The sequence below is a fragment of the Methanoculleus sp. MH98A genome (assembly GCF_000691865.1).
In the GTDB taxonomy this organism is placed as follows: Archaea; Halobacteriota; Methanomicrobia; order Methanomicrobiales; family Methanoculleaceae; genus Methanoculleus.
This window is the reverse complement of sequence record NZ_JMIO01000034.1, coordinates 1-12,521: the sequence shown is the minus strand read 5'-3', so window position 1 is coordinate 12,521 and position 12,521 is coordinate 1. Positions and strand designations below refer to the sequence as shown.

Genomic DNA, 12,521 nt, shown 5'->3' with positions numbered 1-12,521 from the left:
GGGGTTCTAGGCATCATCTCGCAGATAAGGATCCTCAAAACCCTCCGGATATTCCATATTTGTTCCTGAGGGGATCATTGCTTCATATTAACGAGTCTCCATGGAACATCCATTTTGGGTGTGGAGACAGGGGAGGGGGGATGCTCCCCCCTCCCCGTCAGCCCCTCCCCCAAGGGCGATAGCACCACAGTCCAGTATATCGGGCTTTTTCCTTGTTCAACTGTTTAATTCGTCGCAACGCGACTTAATAAGCGCCAAAAAAAAAGAACCGCACCGACACTGGTGAGGGAAGGGGGCGCTCCCTTCACCCCTCATACAGTTCCACAACCCCGCCGATGACGATCACCGCCGGGGGCCGGACGCCGGCAGCGCGGGCTTTTTCGGCGATATCGGCGAGCGTCCCGACCGTCACCCGCTGGTCGGGCCGGAGCCCCCGCTCGATGATTGCCACCGGGGTCGCGGGGTCCTTGCCGTTCGCCGTGAGGGCCGCCGCGATGGCGGGGAGGTTCTTTACGCCCATCAGGATGACGAGGGTCCCCTTCAGGCGTGCGAGGACCTCCCAGTCGAGGGCGGACTCGGGTTTCGTGGGGTCTTCGTGGCCGGTGATGAAGGTCGCCTGCGACGCGTATCGCCGGTGGGTGACCGGGATCCCGACCATCTCCGGGACGGCGATGGCGCTCGTCACTCCCGGCACCACCTCGACCCTGATACCGTGCTCCCGGAGGGTCTCGACCTCCTCCCCGCCGCGGCCGAAGAGGAAGGGGTCGCCGCCTTTCAGGCGCACGACCGTCTTCCCTGCCCTGACCCGCTCGACCATCAGCGCCTCGATCTCGTCCTGTTCGAGGGTGTGGTTCCCCCCGTACTTCCCGCAGTCGACGAGCTCGGCGTTCCGCGGGAGGGTTGCAAGGATCTCCTCGCCCGGGAGCTGGTCGTAGAGGATCACGTCCGCACTGTCGATCACCTCGCGGGCCCTTATCGTCATGAGGCCGAGTCCGCCCGGGCCGGACCCCACAAGATACGCTTTTCCTGTCATGGTTTTATCCCCAGTGCCGCATGAGCCTCCCGGATCAGTCCGACCGCCTGCACACGCAGCGCCCGCCCCCACTCCCGGGCTTCGCCGACGGTCGCGACGTGGCGCTCGATCCGCTCCCACCGGGAACCGTCGAGCGCGAGCACCTCGGCGATCAGGTCGCCGTCCCGGCAGTAGATCCCCTGCGGGGTGAAGCACCCGCCGCCGACCTCCTCCATGACGGCGCGTTCGATCTCGACGTCGAGGCGGGTCAGGGCGTGGTCGAGCGGCGCGAAGGCGTCGACGACGGCCGGGTCGTCCCGGCAGACGACCGCGATGGTCCCCTGGTTCGGCGACGGGACGAACCGGTCGGTGGGGAGGGGCTCACCGGGCAGCGTGAGCCCGAGGCGCTCAAGACCCGCCTCCGCGAGCACGATGGCGTCGTACTGCCCCTCACGGAGTTTCCGTATCCGGGTATCGACGTTCCCGCGAAGCTGCTTCACCTCAAGCGCCGGGGCGTCGCGGAGGAGCTGGGCGCGGCGCCGGGTGCTCGACGACCCGATGACGGAGACCGCATCGAGGGGGCACTCGTGCGCGAGGAAATCGGCGGGCGAGTCCCGCTCGAGCACCGCAGAGCAGGCGAGCCCTGCCGGGCGGGCCGCGGGGATGTCTTTCATGCTGTGCACCGCGGCGTCGATCTCGCCGCGGAGGATGGCGTCGTCGAGCGCCCGGACGAAGACCCCCTGCCCCCCGATGGCGTGGAGCGGGACCCCGGTCGCGGTGTCGCCCTCGGTCGCGATCGTGACGACCTCCGCCTCGATACCCCGGTCGGCGAGCATGCCGACCACCTTGTTCGTCTGCGCAAGCGCGAGAGCGCTTCCCCGTGTGCCTATGCGAAGAGACATGATCCGTATCCTTCCGCTATCTGTTTGATGTCCTGTTCCGTGTGTGCGGCGGAGAGGAAGTTCGTCTCGAACTGCGACGGCGGGAGGAAGACCCCTGCCTCGAGCATCGCCTTCCAGAACCGCGAGAACGCCTCCGTGTCGCACTCTTTGACCTCGCGGTAGTCCCGCGGCGGCTCGCTGCGGAAGAAGTGCTTGAAGAGCGAACCCAATCTGACGAACGAGCCTCTGCCCGCATCCGCGGCGGCCTCCCCGATCGCCCGCGTGGCCTCGTCGAGCCGCCGGTAGACCTCCGGATGCTCGTGGAGGTGGCGGAGGGTCGCGTACCCCGCCGCAAGGCTTGCCGGGTTGCCGCTGAACGTGCCGGCCTGGTAGACGGGTCCTGCGGGAGCGACCAGTTCCATGATATCGCGCCGCCCCCCAAACGCCCCGATGGGGAGGCCGCCGCCGATGATCTTGCCGAACGTGGCGAGATCCGGCTTTACCCCGTAGAGCACCTCCGCGCCGCCGATCCCGGCCCGGTAGCCGGTGATCACCTCGTCGAGGATGAGGAGGACGTCGTGGGCGGCGGTGATCTCCCGGACGTCGGCGAGGTAGCCGTCGTCAGGGAGGACCGGGCCGACGTTCCCCATGACCGGCTCGAGGATGAACGCGGCGACGTCGTCGTTTCCGGCGAGGAGGGCTTCCAGCGCCTCGGGGTCGTTGTAGGGAACCTGCCGGGTGTGCGCCACGAGGCTCGCAGGGACGCCCGCAGAGTCGGGCACCCCGAGGGTCGTCGCCCCCGACCCGGCCTTGACGAGGACCGCGTCGTGGGCGCCGTGGAACCCGCCCTCGATCTTGATGATATCCTGCTTGCCCGTGTAGCCGCGAGCGAGCCGGATCGCGGCCATCGTCGCTTCGGAGCCCGACGAGACGAAACGGACCATCTCGACCGCAGGATGGTCGCCGGTAATGATGCCCGCAAGGTCGAGCTCGAGCGGCGTCGGTGTACCGTAGAGCCACCCTTTCTCGAGCTGGCGCTCGATCGCCTCCCGGACCGCGGGGTGGGCGTGCCCGAGGATGAGGGGGCCGTAGCCGAGGCAGCAGTCGATGAGATCGGTCCCGTCGACGGTCGAGAGACGGGAGCCTGCGGCGCGCTCCACGTAGAACGGATACGGTTTGATCGCCCGGACAGGGCTGCTGACACCGCCCGGCATCAGGGTTTTTGCACGATTAAAGAGTTCACTGCTCTTCATCGAGCCACCTCGCCGCGTCTTCTGCAAAGTAGGTGATGATCAGGTCGGCCCCGGCGCGCTTGATGGCGGTGAGGGTCTCGAGGGCGACGGCACGCTCGTCCAGCCACCCGCGTTCTGCGGCGGCCTTGATCATCGCGTACTCCCCGCTGACCTGGTAGGCCGCGACCGGCAGCCCGAACTCCGCGACGGCCGCGAGGATGTCGAGGTAGGCCCCCGCGGGCTTGACCATCAGGATATCCGCTCCTTCGGCCATGTCGAGCTCCGACTCCATCACCGCCTCACGGGCGTTGCCCGGGCAGATCTGGTAGGTCGTCCGGTCGCCGAACGAAAATCCCGAGTCGGCAGCGTCGCGGAACGGCCCGTAGAGGGCGCTCGCGAACTTCGAGGAGTAGGACATGATCGGGATGTCCGTAAAGCCGGCGGCGTCGAGAGCCTGCCGGATCGCCCGCACCATCCCGTCGAGCATGCACGACGGCGCGACGATATCGGCGCCGCTCCGTGCATGGGAGACGGCTATCTGCGCCATCAGTTCGAGCGAGGGGTCGTTTAGGAGATCGGGGCCGTCGACAGTCTCCCCGACGATGCCGCAGTGGCCGTGGTCGGTGTACTCGCAGGCGCAGACGTCGGTCACGACCGCCATCTCCGCCAATCGTTCCTTGATGCTCCGGACGGCCCGCTGGACGACGCCGTCCGCCGCGTAGGCTTCGGTCGCCGCGCCGTCTTTTGCGGCCGGAACCCCGAAGAGGATCACCGCCCGGATGCCGGCGTCGGAGAGAGACCGGCAATAGTCGGCGACGGCGTCCACCGGGTACCGGAACTGCCCCGGCATCGAGGCGATCGGAAGCGGTGCGCTGATCGATTCGTCCACGAAGACCGGCGCGATAAGGTCGGTCTTTCGAAGTTCGGTTTCGCGGAGGAGCGGCTGAATAATCCGCCGCCGCATCCGTCTCATTCTTCGTTCTGGAAACATGGTTCTCCCCGGGTAATCGCCCTCATCAGGGCCTCTGCCGTTGCTACATCGCCGCACTCCGCGCACGCACGGATGGCTGTCGTCACGTCCGAGAGGAGTTTTTTGGTGAGCGCATGCGTCAGGTCGTCGACAACCTCCGCCGTGCGGTCGTCCTTCTGCCCCAGGCGGGCGAGCGCCCGGTCGCGTTCACGCGCCCGGATCGACTCCGCCCAGGTGTAGAGGAGGGCGAGCGTCTCGTCGGCCGCCGTCCGGCGGAGGAGCCGGACGAAGTGTTCGGCCTCCTCGTCGATGATCCCTCGTGCCCGGTCCGCCTCGCTCCTCCGGGACTCCATGGCTGCGTCGTTGACGTTTCTGAGGTCATCGATGGTGAAGAGGTGCACGCCTTCGATCGACCGCACCCCCTCCTCGACGTCGCGGGGCTGGGCGATGTCGATGAGGATCAGGTGGCGGGGGTGAGTATCGAGCGGCCAGAGCCGCTCCTCCATCACCGCCCGGATATCCTCCGTCCGGATGACCGGGTGCGGTGCGGCGGTGCAGGAGATGACAACGTCGGAGAGCGCGACGTAACGGTAGAGGTCCTTGAAATTGACCGCGCGTCCCCCGATCTTATCCGCAAGCATCACCGCGCGCTCGTAGGTCCTGTTGGCGACGTAGATGGCCGTGAGACCCCTGGCGGCGAGCGCCTGCGCCACCAGCACACCCATCTCTCCGCTCCCGACGACCAGGATATGCCGGTCGCGCAGGGTGCCGAGGAGGTTCTCCGCAAGCGTCACGGCCGCGGAGCCGACCGAGACCGCTCCCCGGTTGATCTGCGTCTGGCGCCGGACACGGACTCCCGCGTGCACTGCCTTCTTGATGCAGAGGCCGATGGCGCTGCAGCAGGCTCCCGCCTCCTCCGCAGCCGCGAGCGCCTGCTTGAGCTGCCCGAGGATCTGGTCTTCCCCGACGATCAGCGAGTCGATCCCTGCGGCCAGTTCCAGGAGATGGCGGGGCACGGCCTCGCCCTCGATGACCGTAAAGCCGTGCCTGCCTTTCTCCTGCAGGAACCCTTCGAGGCTCCGTGCGTCGCCCTGCACCAGAACCTCGATGCGGTTGCAGGTCTGGAGCAGGAGCGCGCCACGAAACCGTTCCCGCGCCTCGCGGAGAAACGCCGCTTCGTCGGGAAACCGGAACGTCTCGAGCGTGGCGATGTCTGCAGTATGGTGGCTGATCCCCGCGAGCGCGAGGGGGATGGTGAACGGTTCAGGCATGGAGGTACCTCTCGATCGCCAGTGCGCGTGCCCGGCCGTAATCGGTGGCGAGCGCTGCCCGGATCTCGTCGTCCAAGAGGATCTTCCAGAGGATGCGGGACCGCTGTGCCTGCGCCGGTTCGGTCTCCCGGAGCATCGAGCGGACCTCCTCCTGCAGTTCGATCATCTTATCGAGGTCTGCGTAATCCGCCTCGAGCCTCGTACGGAGGTACCGCGATACGGCGGGGCTCTTTCCGCGGGTGCTGATAGCGACCAGATAGCGGCTGCCCCGGACGACCGAAGGGATGATGACGTCGCCGGGCTCACCGGCGGCGTTGTTGAAGAGAACGCCGGCCTCGGCGCACAATCTGCCGATACGGTCGTTGAGGCCCGAATCCGGCGTCGCGGCTACCGCGAGGAATGCACCCGAAAGAAAGCCCCGGAGCGCCTCGTCCGAAAGCTCCAAAAGATCGGCCTCCTGCCGCCGGACCGCGAGACCGTCGAGGTCCGGCGAGAACGAACGGCTGATCACCGTCACCTCCGCCTCATGCTCAAAGTACGTAGCCTTTCGGGCACCGACGTCGCCTCCGCCGAATATGAGCACCCTCCTGCCCGTCAGGTCAAGCATGAGAGGGATCATTCGTTCTATAGTGTGGTGAACGGACTACATTAAGGTGTTGAAAAACCGGTTTCCTCAAAAACCCATGAGCATACGATGGGCGGCCGGGTCAGGAGGATCCGTTTACTAAAACAAGGTATTAATGAGACGAAGAACATCTTCTACGTGAGAGACATGGCTGAAGAAATGTATGCATTCAACAGACTGGATGGTGCCTTCCAGCGCACCAAAAGTCTGCTCTGGCCGATCAGGTGGGGCGTATGGCTCCGCCTGGCCCTGATTGCGCTCTTTGTGGGAGGGGGCGTAAGTTTCCCGAACACCTCCGGGTATGACCTCGGAGAGGGCGACCTCCCCCCCGGCTTCGCGGAGTCCCTCCCCGATATCGCGCCGCTCATTGTGGGGTTCGTCCTCGTCGTGCTTGCGATCGCTCTCATCTGGTGGATCATCGGCACGGTGTTGCAGTTCGTCTTCGTCGACATGTTGCGGACGAATGACATCCATATCAGGCCCTTCTTTGGAGAGCGGCTCGGAAAAGGGGTGCGGCTCTTCCTCTTCCAGGTAGGCCTCACGCTGATCCTGATCCTCGCCATGATGGCGTTCATCCTCATGATCGTCGGGCTCGGGGGGTCGGGTATCGGCGGTGCTGCACTCGTCCTTGCGTTCATTCCGATCATCCTGGTCGCGGCCCTCCTCTTCGGGATCGTCTTTCTCCTGACCACCGACTTCGTCGTCCCGATCATGATCCATGAAGACTGCGGGGTTATCGAGGGGTGGCGGCGGCTTTTCGCGACGATGTCCGGCCAGTTCTGGCAGATCCTCGTCTACGTCGTCACCAGACTCGTGCTTGGCCTCATCGCCGCGATCGCGCAGGCGGTCGTGATCATCCTCGCACTGCTGATCATCGCGATACCGTTCGTGCTCATCGGGATCGTGCTTCTCGCCGCAATCCAGGCGAACATCGTGCTGCTCCTCGCGCTCTTGATCCCCTACCTTATCATCGCCATCCCGGTCGCGCTCCTGATCGCGGTACCGTTCGTTACCTTCTTCCGGTACTACGGGCTGCTGGTGCTCGAGGGGCTCGCTCCGGAGTACCGTCTCCTCCCCGAATAACCCTCTTTTTGATGGAGCACTGAAAAGGAGAAAACCAAGCGCCTGATAACCGGGCAGGAGAACATCCCGGCATGGAGCGCCAGTGAGGAGCGCGAAGCTCGGGTGGTGGGAGATCCAGCCTCCCGCCGCGCCAGGGAACAGTAGCCTTACGATCCTCCTCTCAAAGGAGGTATTGTTCGGCAATCCTCGTGGACGGAAAGACTCTTCCTCTCCGAAACCATGAATCCCGATCAGCATGGTCGTCGAGCCGCTGGTAATCCTTGCCCTGGCGCTGGCGCCGGGGGTGTTTTGGGCGTGGTATTTCTACCGCAGGGATAAATACGAGCCCGAACCGGCGGCCCTGATCGTAAAGATCTTCCTCCTCGGCGTCCTCGTCACGTTTCCCGTCGCCTTCGTCGAAGGCTTCTTCGGCCTCTTCATCGTATCCCCGCTGATCATGGGCGCCGTCGTCGCGCCCATCGTCGAGGAGTACGGCAAGTTTGCGGTCGTGCGCCGGTTCGCCTACCGCAACACCGAGTTCGACGAACCGATGGACGGCATCGTCTACGCCGCCGCCGCCGCCCTCGGGCTCGCAACGCTCGAAAACATCCTCTACGTCTTTACGGCATACCTGACGTCGCCGGCGCTCGCCCTCAGCACGATCGCCGTCCGCGCGATCTTCTCTGTTCCGGGGCACGCGCTCTTCGCCGGCGTATGGGGCTACGCCCTCGGCCGGGCCAAGTTCACGGCCGCCGAACGCCGGCCGGCGATTATCCTTCAGGGGCTTGTGCTCGGGATGGTGCTGCACGGCATCTTCAACTTCCTGCTCTTCTCCGCCGAGATCTTCGCCTACGCCATGGCCGTCTTCATCCTGGTCCTGACACCGGGGCTCTGGATACTGGCAAACCGAAACATCAAGAAGGCGCTCGACCACGGTCACCGGTAGGTGCGCGGGGGCGGTGCGGCCGGCCACCGCAGGGCCAACCGTTAGACCGGAAACGCCGCCCATCATGCGATCCTGCAGGGGCGGCACCGCCCGATCCGGGCCGCGCTTCGATAGGCTTATTAGCCTGAAAAACTCATGTTGTAAGGCACACAGTGCGAAAGCACGGGCGTGCGCCGATAGTGTAGTGGTTATCACTAGGCGTTGCCAACGCCTAAACCCGGGTTCGAGTCCCGGTCGGCGCATCAGGAACTTCGGTTCGACTTTTTCTTTCAATTCTCTCCTGTAAGAGCATAGCACCTTTTCCGCATCCCTCATCGACAGCGTGATCCTTCACATGCAAAAAGAGACATCTTAAGGAGCGACGGAACGCATCGCGCCCAATCAATTCGGGGCATTCGGCTACGCCCCCACGCTCCTGCCGGTGCACGCCGGCAGTTCACGCAAAGGGATGCTTCGCGGTATCTTTCTGTGCGAGCACCTCGTTCATCGTCGGTTCGCCCTTGACGGCCCGGCGGACGGCGAGCTTCGTCGCCTCGTAGTTCCAGTCGTAGATCTTCTTCTTGTCCGCCGCGTCCCACTCGATGAAGACCGATGCTATGATCAACAGGTTGTCGGCCTCCGCCTCCGGGATGACGCCCTCCGCGACACAGTCCACCACGGCCTTCGCGACGGCGGCCTGGGCCGGGCCGAAGATCAGGAGGGCCTGATCCGCATTCTTGATGGTGACCTTGTTGACCATCAGCGTCGGGGGCTTCGCCGGGATGTTCGGGGTGAGCACGGCAAGGAGCGGCGTGTGCCCCCGTGCAGGCGATGCAAGCGCCGTGACGAATGCCTGCTCCACGCTGCTCCCTTTCTTCCCGATGACCAGATCGACGTGGGCAACCTCCGGCCCTTCGCCGACGAGCGCTTCTCCGATGAGTGCATGTTCGAAATCAACCATAATCCAATACCTCCAGGATCTGGATTATGCCGGTATGGATGTGTGGAAGTAATAAAACGTTGCGGAGAGTGGGGCCTGCCGCAGGCGGGAAGAAGACAGGATCAAAGAGGACGAGCCCCACCGTCGCGAGGGGAAACCCGCTCCGCCCCCATCTGCATCTCTTGCCAGGAGAGTGCAATCTCAGCATTCCCCGACGAATTCAGGAGACGACATACCCCCATACCCCCATACCCCGGAGACACCTCACCGGGATTCGGGCGATATATCGTCTGTCCGCATGCACCAGGAGATACGGCCGGGCCGCATGGAACGCCGCCGGGCCTGCAGGGATCATCCATGACCGTCAGGTGCTTCCCGAACCATACCCTTATATTTCCCGCTCCGTATTATACTCAAAAACGCAACCCGGAGAGGGTTGCATCGTCTCAACCTGCACCCGGCGCACCCGCCTAAAGAGGGGTGTGTTGGGCGCGTACCGGAGCTATCGGGGGGCTTTTGTGGACTCGATCAGGATTGCAATCGTGGGCGTCGGGAACTGTGCCAGTTCGCTGCTTCAGGGGATTGAGTACTATCGGGGGAAGAGCGAGAAGGACGCAATCGGGCTGATGCACTGGGACCTCTGCGGCTACCGGCCGTCCGACATCGAGGTGGCTGCGGCGTTCGATATCGATGCGAGGAAGGTCGGAAAGGACGTCTCCGAAGCGATGTTCGCCCCCCCGAACTGCACCACGGCCTTCTGCCCAAAGATGCCGGGAACCGGTGTCGCCGTCCGGATGGGGCGGGTGCTGGATGGCTTTCCCGCGCATATGCAGGGTTATCGGGAGGAGTGCAGGTTCGTGCTCGCCGACGAGGAGGAAGCGTCGCGCGAGGACGTCGTCCGGGTGCTCGAGGAATCTGGCGCCGAGATACTGCTCAACTACCTCCCCGTGGGCTCCGAGGAGGCCGCACGGTTCTATGCCGATTGTGCGCTGGAGGCGGGCGTCGGCCTCGTCAACAACATGCCGGTCTTCATCGCGAGCGATCCGGCCTGGGCGGCAAGGTTTCGCGAACGCGGCCTTCCGGTCGTCGGCGACGATGTCAAGGCCCAGCTCGGGGCGACGATCACCCACCGGGTCCTCGCGAACCTCTTCAGGCAACGGGGAGTGCGGCTCGACCGGACCTACCAGTTGAACACCGGCGGTAACACCGACTTTTTGAACATGCTCAACCGCGACCGCCTTGCCTCGAAGAGGACGTCAAAGACCGAAGCGGTGCAATCGGTTCTCGAAGTGCCTCTCGACGATGACAACATCCACATCGGCCCAAGCGACTACGTCTGCTGGCAGAAGGATAACAAGGTCTGCTTTCTCAGAATGGAAGGACGGCTGTTCGGGGACGTTCCCATGCAGATCGAACTCCGCCTCTCCGTCGAGGACTCGCCCAACTCCGCGGGGATCGTCATCGATGCCATCCGGTGCTGCAGGCTCGCTCTCGACCGGGGCATCGGCGGCCCGCTCATAGCACCGTCCGCCTACTTCATGAAGCACCCTCCGGTGCAATTCCGGGACGACGACGCCTGGCACATGACCGAGGAGTTCATCCGGGGCGTCCGGGACGACTGAAGGCCGGTACATCACTCGATGAGGACGAGGCCTACCGAGGTGATGTTGCCGTGCTCGATCTTCCCGTACTCGAGGTCGCGGCAGGGAACGACGTGCAGGTCCCATCCGGCCTTCCGGGCGGTGGAGAAGACGTCGATCCCGGCACCCTCCATCGTCGGGCGGACGAGATCCATGTGCCGGCAGAGCCTGCGGATGCTCTCGTCGACGGCTCCCTCGTGCTCCTCGGCGACGCAGTGCAGGTGCTCGCAGTAGATACAGGGGTATCCCCCGAACCCGAAGGCTTTCGGGAAATCGTCGTAGAACGCCGTCTTCTCGAGGAGGTGCACCGTCGAGTTCACCCAGAGGATGAGGTCGCGGAAGAACGGGTGGAAGTCGAGCGGTATCTCGTCGGGTTTGAGGCCGGGATGCCCGGGGATGCCCTCGAACCGCAGAAGGAGAGCGGTGCTGTACTCGCCGAGCAGCCGCCCGGTCTCGGCGGGGGTGGGGGCGTAGGGCGGGCAGGACATGTGCTTTCCATAGCCCTTGCACCCGAACCGGCACTTGAACCGCACCCACTCCGCGACGACGACGTCGTGGGCCGCTATCCGCCGCGCTTCCGCGCCCCGCTCCCGTGCAAGGGAAGAGAGCTTCGCGATCTCTTCCTCAAGTTCGCTTCTCACTGCGCTTCGCCTCAATGAGGGGTATCTATCCGGGTATTTATAGGTAGCGCGGGGGAGAGGGGGTTCCGGCGGGGTGTATGGTGGATGGGTAGGAAGTGACCGGAAGCATGGACGCGGCGGCACTGTGAGCACGAGCGTGAAAAGGCATTAGGGTTCCTGCCACGGTTGATGTGACAACCAAAGCGAGGACAAAGCCCGATGCAGTGGACCGTGGGGATATCGCGTCTGGGGGAGGGGCTGACGGGGAGGGGGCATGCCCCCTCCCCTGTCTCTATAATTCACACCCGCGGTGCTCGAACCCTCATATTCATGGAATGATTATGTCACAGGCAGTCGGTAGTATGGTGCTCTCCTCCAATCACATGCAACTATACTCCATTTTTAAGTTGAACTCAATTACAGAGATGTTGCTGCCTTCGGGCATATTGCCTTGGATTGCACCTAACGCAGACTTGGTTCGCCGATCTATTTCTTTGCATATGAGAATTCCTGTCACTTTATCGGTATTGAATTCCTTCATTATCTGATTCATATAGTCTAATAGTTGGATTAACGCACTTGAGGGCGATTTGTCTCTTTTTAATTCAATGACGGTGTATTTGTCGTCCTGCTTATGCTTACAGAAGATGTCAATATAGGTGCCATCTCTTGTACGATAATGCTGGTTCTTATCGACAATCTCTAAGTCAGGGAACAGTTGATGGAAATTCCGCCGAATTACATCTTCTAAATGAAGTTCTAACATATTTTCTATGACTAACGTTTTGACTCCTTCAGAATTGACACCAAGATCAGCTTTAATGGGGTCACTTGTTAAGAAAAACTCTTCAAGCGCATCAAATTCTGCAACGATCTGGGATAACCCTTCAACTGGCAAATCAATAGGGGCGATAGTACCAACAATTACATTTCTCAAGGCTTGATCACAAATTCTTCCTACGATGTCATCCGCTTTTCCACATCTTCCAGCAACATTTGCTATGAATTCCCTATAGGACGTGGAATCCCCTTCGGAAAGATCCTCGTCCTCATCTCCCCTTCCTCTCAATATGAACTTTCTTATACTTGCTCTTTTTTCATCTGATAGCGTAACAAACTCTCTGTAGCAGGCAAGAAAGACATCAGGATGTTGTGTACGCCGATATTTATCTGTTAAGAGAATCTTCCCAAGATAGTACTGTTTGTTATCATGTTTGAGAAAGTTAAAACCCCTTTCTGTCACTCTTAGTCTGCGTTTCTTAACGGATATTAGTTTATAGGATTTTAAGGCTGTCAATCTTTCAAAAGTGGCATCATATAGCTTAGTTTTGTTCATGCGTGTC

General features: G+C 62.4%; 12 protein-coding genes and 1 tRNA gene. 4 read left to right on the top strand and 9 right to left on the bottom strand.

All coding sequences use genetic code 11. The annotated features are described in order from the left end of the window. Nucleotides 1-304: 304 nt before the first annotated feature. From cobA to EI28_RS06060, 6 genes are read right to left on the bottom strand one after another with little or no spacing between them, the layout of a single operon-like run. Nucleotides 305-1,033, bottom strand: coding sequence for a uroporphyrinogen-III C-methyltransferase (gene cobA, locus EI28_RS06085; protein WP_048113530.1), 729 nt, complete (start codon nt 1,031-1,033; stop codon nt 305-307). After that, nucleotides 1,030-1,914, bottom strand: a complete 885-nt coding sequence (hemC, locus tag EI28_RS06080; protein WP_048113528.1) for a hydroxymethylbilane synthase — start codon at nt 1,912-1,914, stop codon at nt 1,030-1,032. The genes cobA and hemC overlap by 4 nt, the downstream gene beginning before the upstream one ends. Next, nucleotides 1,899-3,146 carry a glutamate-1-semialdehyde 2,1-aminomutase gene (gene hemL / locus EI28_RS06075; RefSeq protein WP_048113526.1) on the bottom strand — a complete coding sequence of 416 codons (1,248 nt, stop codon included), beginning with the start codon at nt 3,144-3,146 and terminating at the stop codon, nt 1,899-1,901. Before hemL ends, hemC begins: the two co-directional genes overlap by 16 nt. Then, a complete protein-coding gene (hemB, locus tag EI28_RS06070; protein ID WP_048113524.1) occupies nt 3,133-4,116 on the bottom strand; it encodes a porphobilinogen synthase in 984 nt (327 codons plus the stop codon). Before hemB ends, hemL begins: the two co-directional genes overlap by 14 nt. Beyond that, nucleotides 4,095-5,366 carry a glutamyl-tRNA reductase gene (gene hemA / locus EI28_RS06065; protein ID WP_048113522.1) on the bottom strand — a complete coding sequence of 424 codons (1,272 nt, stop codon included), beginning with the start codon at nt 5,364-5,366 and terminating at the stop codon, nt 4,095-4,097. Before hemA ends, hemB begins: the two co-directional genes overlap by 22 nt. Continuing rightward, the gene (locus EI28_RS06060) at nt 5,359-5,985 is read right to left on the bottom strand and encodes a bifunctional precorrin-2 dehydrogenase/sirohydrochlorin ferrochelatase (RefSeq protein WP_048113520.1); all 627 of its coding nucleotides are present in this window, start codon (nt 5,983-5,985) and stop codon (nt 5,359-5,361) included. The genes hemA and EI28_RS06060 overlap by 8 nt, the downstream gene beginning before the upstream one ends. Before the next feature lie 153 nt (nt 5,986-6,138). On the opposite strand from EI28_RS06060, the gene EI28_RS06055 reads away from it, so the two are divergent. The 3 genes from EI28_RS06055 to EI28_RS06045 all read left to right on the top strand — a co-directional run bounded on the left by EI28_RS06055 (nt 6,139) and on the right by EI28_RS06045 (nt 8,241). Then, on the top strand, nt 6,139-7,074 hold the full coding sequence (locus EI28_RS06055) for a hypothetical protein (protein ID WP_048113517.1): 936 nt from the start codon (nt 6,139-6,141) through the stop codon (nt 7,072-7,074). 235 nt (nt 7,075-7,309) lie between these two features. Continuing rightward, complete coding sequence (locus EI28_RS06050) at nt 7,310-7,999, top strand: PrsW family intramembrane metalloprotease (RefSeq protein ID WP_048113515.1); 690 nt, start codon at nt 7,310-7,312, stop codon at nt 7,997-7,999. A 170-nt stretch (nt 8,000-8,169) separates the two neighbouring features. Continuing rightward, nucleotides 8,170-8,241: transfer RNA gene (locus EI28_RS06045), tRNA-Gly, on the top strand. Between the two features lie 194 nt (nt 8,242-8,435). Here the strand turns inward: EI28_RS06045 and fae are convergent. Next, entirely contained in the window at nt 8,436-8,939 is a 504-nt protein-coding gene (gene fae, locus EI28_RS06040; protein WP_048113514.1) for a formaldehyde-activating enzyme, read from the bottom strand. Nucleotides 8,940-9,436: 497 nt separating this feature from the next. On the opposite strand from fae, the gene EI28_RS06035 reads away from it, so the two are divergent. Then, nucleotides 9,437-10,540 (top strand): inositol-3-phosphate synthase, encoded by a 1,104-nt coding sequence (locus EI28_RS06035; RefSeq protein ID WP_048113512.1) that lies wholly within the window; start codon nt 9,437-9,439, stop codon nt 10,538-10,540. A gap of 11 nt (nt 10,541-10,551) precedes the next feature. Here the strand turns inward: EI28_RS06035 and EI28_RS06030 are convergent, their stop codons facing one another. Together EI28_RS06030 and EI28_RS13425 are read right to left on the bottom strand one after the other, a co-directional pair. Then, the gene (locus EI28_RS06030; protein WP_048113510.1) at nt 10,552-11,199 is read right to left on the bottom strand and encodes a DUF2284 domain-containing protein; all 648 of its coding nucleotides are present in this window, start codon (nt 11,197-11,199) and stop codon (nt 10,552-10,554) included. Between the two features lie 358 nt (nt 11,200-11,557). Continuing rightward, a partial coding sequence (locus tag EI28_RS13425; protein ID WP_155937266.1) for an endonuclease NucS domain-containing protein occupies nt 11,558-12,521 on the bottom strand: 964 nt, incomplete at its 5' end.

Excerpts from the sequence above, each read along its gene's own strand:
- cobA (WP_048113530.1), bottom strand. The coding sequence starts at position 1,033 with ATGACAGGAAAAGCGTATCTTGTGGGGTCCGGCCCGGGCGGACTCGGC.
- hemC (WP_048113528.1), bottom strand. The coding sequence starts at position 1,914 with ATGTCTCTTCGCATAGGCACACGGGGAAGCGCTCTCGCGCTTGCGCAG.
- hemL (WP_048113526.1), bottom strand. The coding sequence starts at position 3,146 with ATGAAGAGCAGTGAACTCTTTAATCGTGCAAAAACCCTGATGCCGGGC.
- hemB (WP_048113524.1), bottom strand. The coding sequence starts at position 4,116 with ATGTTTCCAGAACGAAGAATGAGACGGATGCGGCGGCGGATTATTCAG.
- hemA (WP_048113522.1), bottom strand. The coding sequence starts at position 5,366 with ATGCCTGAACCGTTCACCATCCCCCTCGCGCTCGCGGGGATCAGCCAC.
- EI28_RS06060 (WP_048113520.1), bottom strand. The coding sequence starts at position 5,985 with ATGATCCCTCTCATGCTTGACCTGACGGGCAGGAGGGTGCTCATATTC.
- EI28_RS06055 (WP_048113517.1), top strand. The coding sequence starts at position 6,139 with ATGGCTGAAGAAATGTATGCATTCAACAGACTGGATGGTGCCTTCCAG.
- EI28_RS06050 (WP_048113515.1), top strand. The coding sequence starts at position 7,310 with ATGGTCGTCGAGCCGCTGGTAATCCTTGCCCTGGCGCTGGCGCCGGGG.
- fae (WP_048113514.1), bottom strand. The coding sequence starts at position 8,939 with ATGGTTGATTTCGAACATGCACTCATCGGAGAAGCGCTCGTCGGCGAA.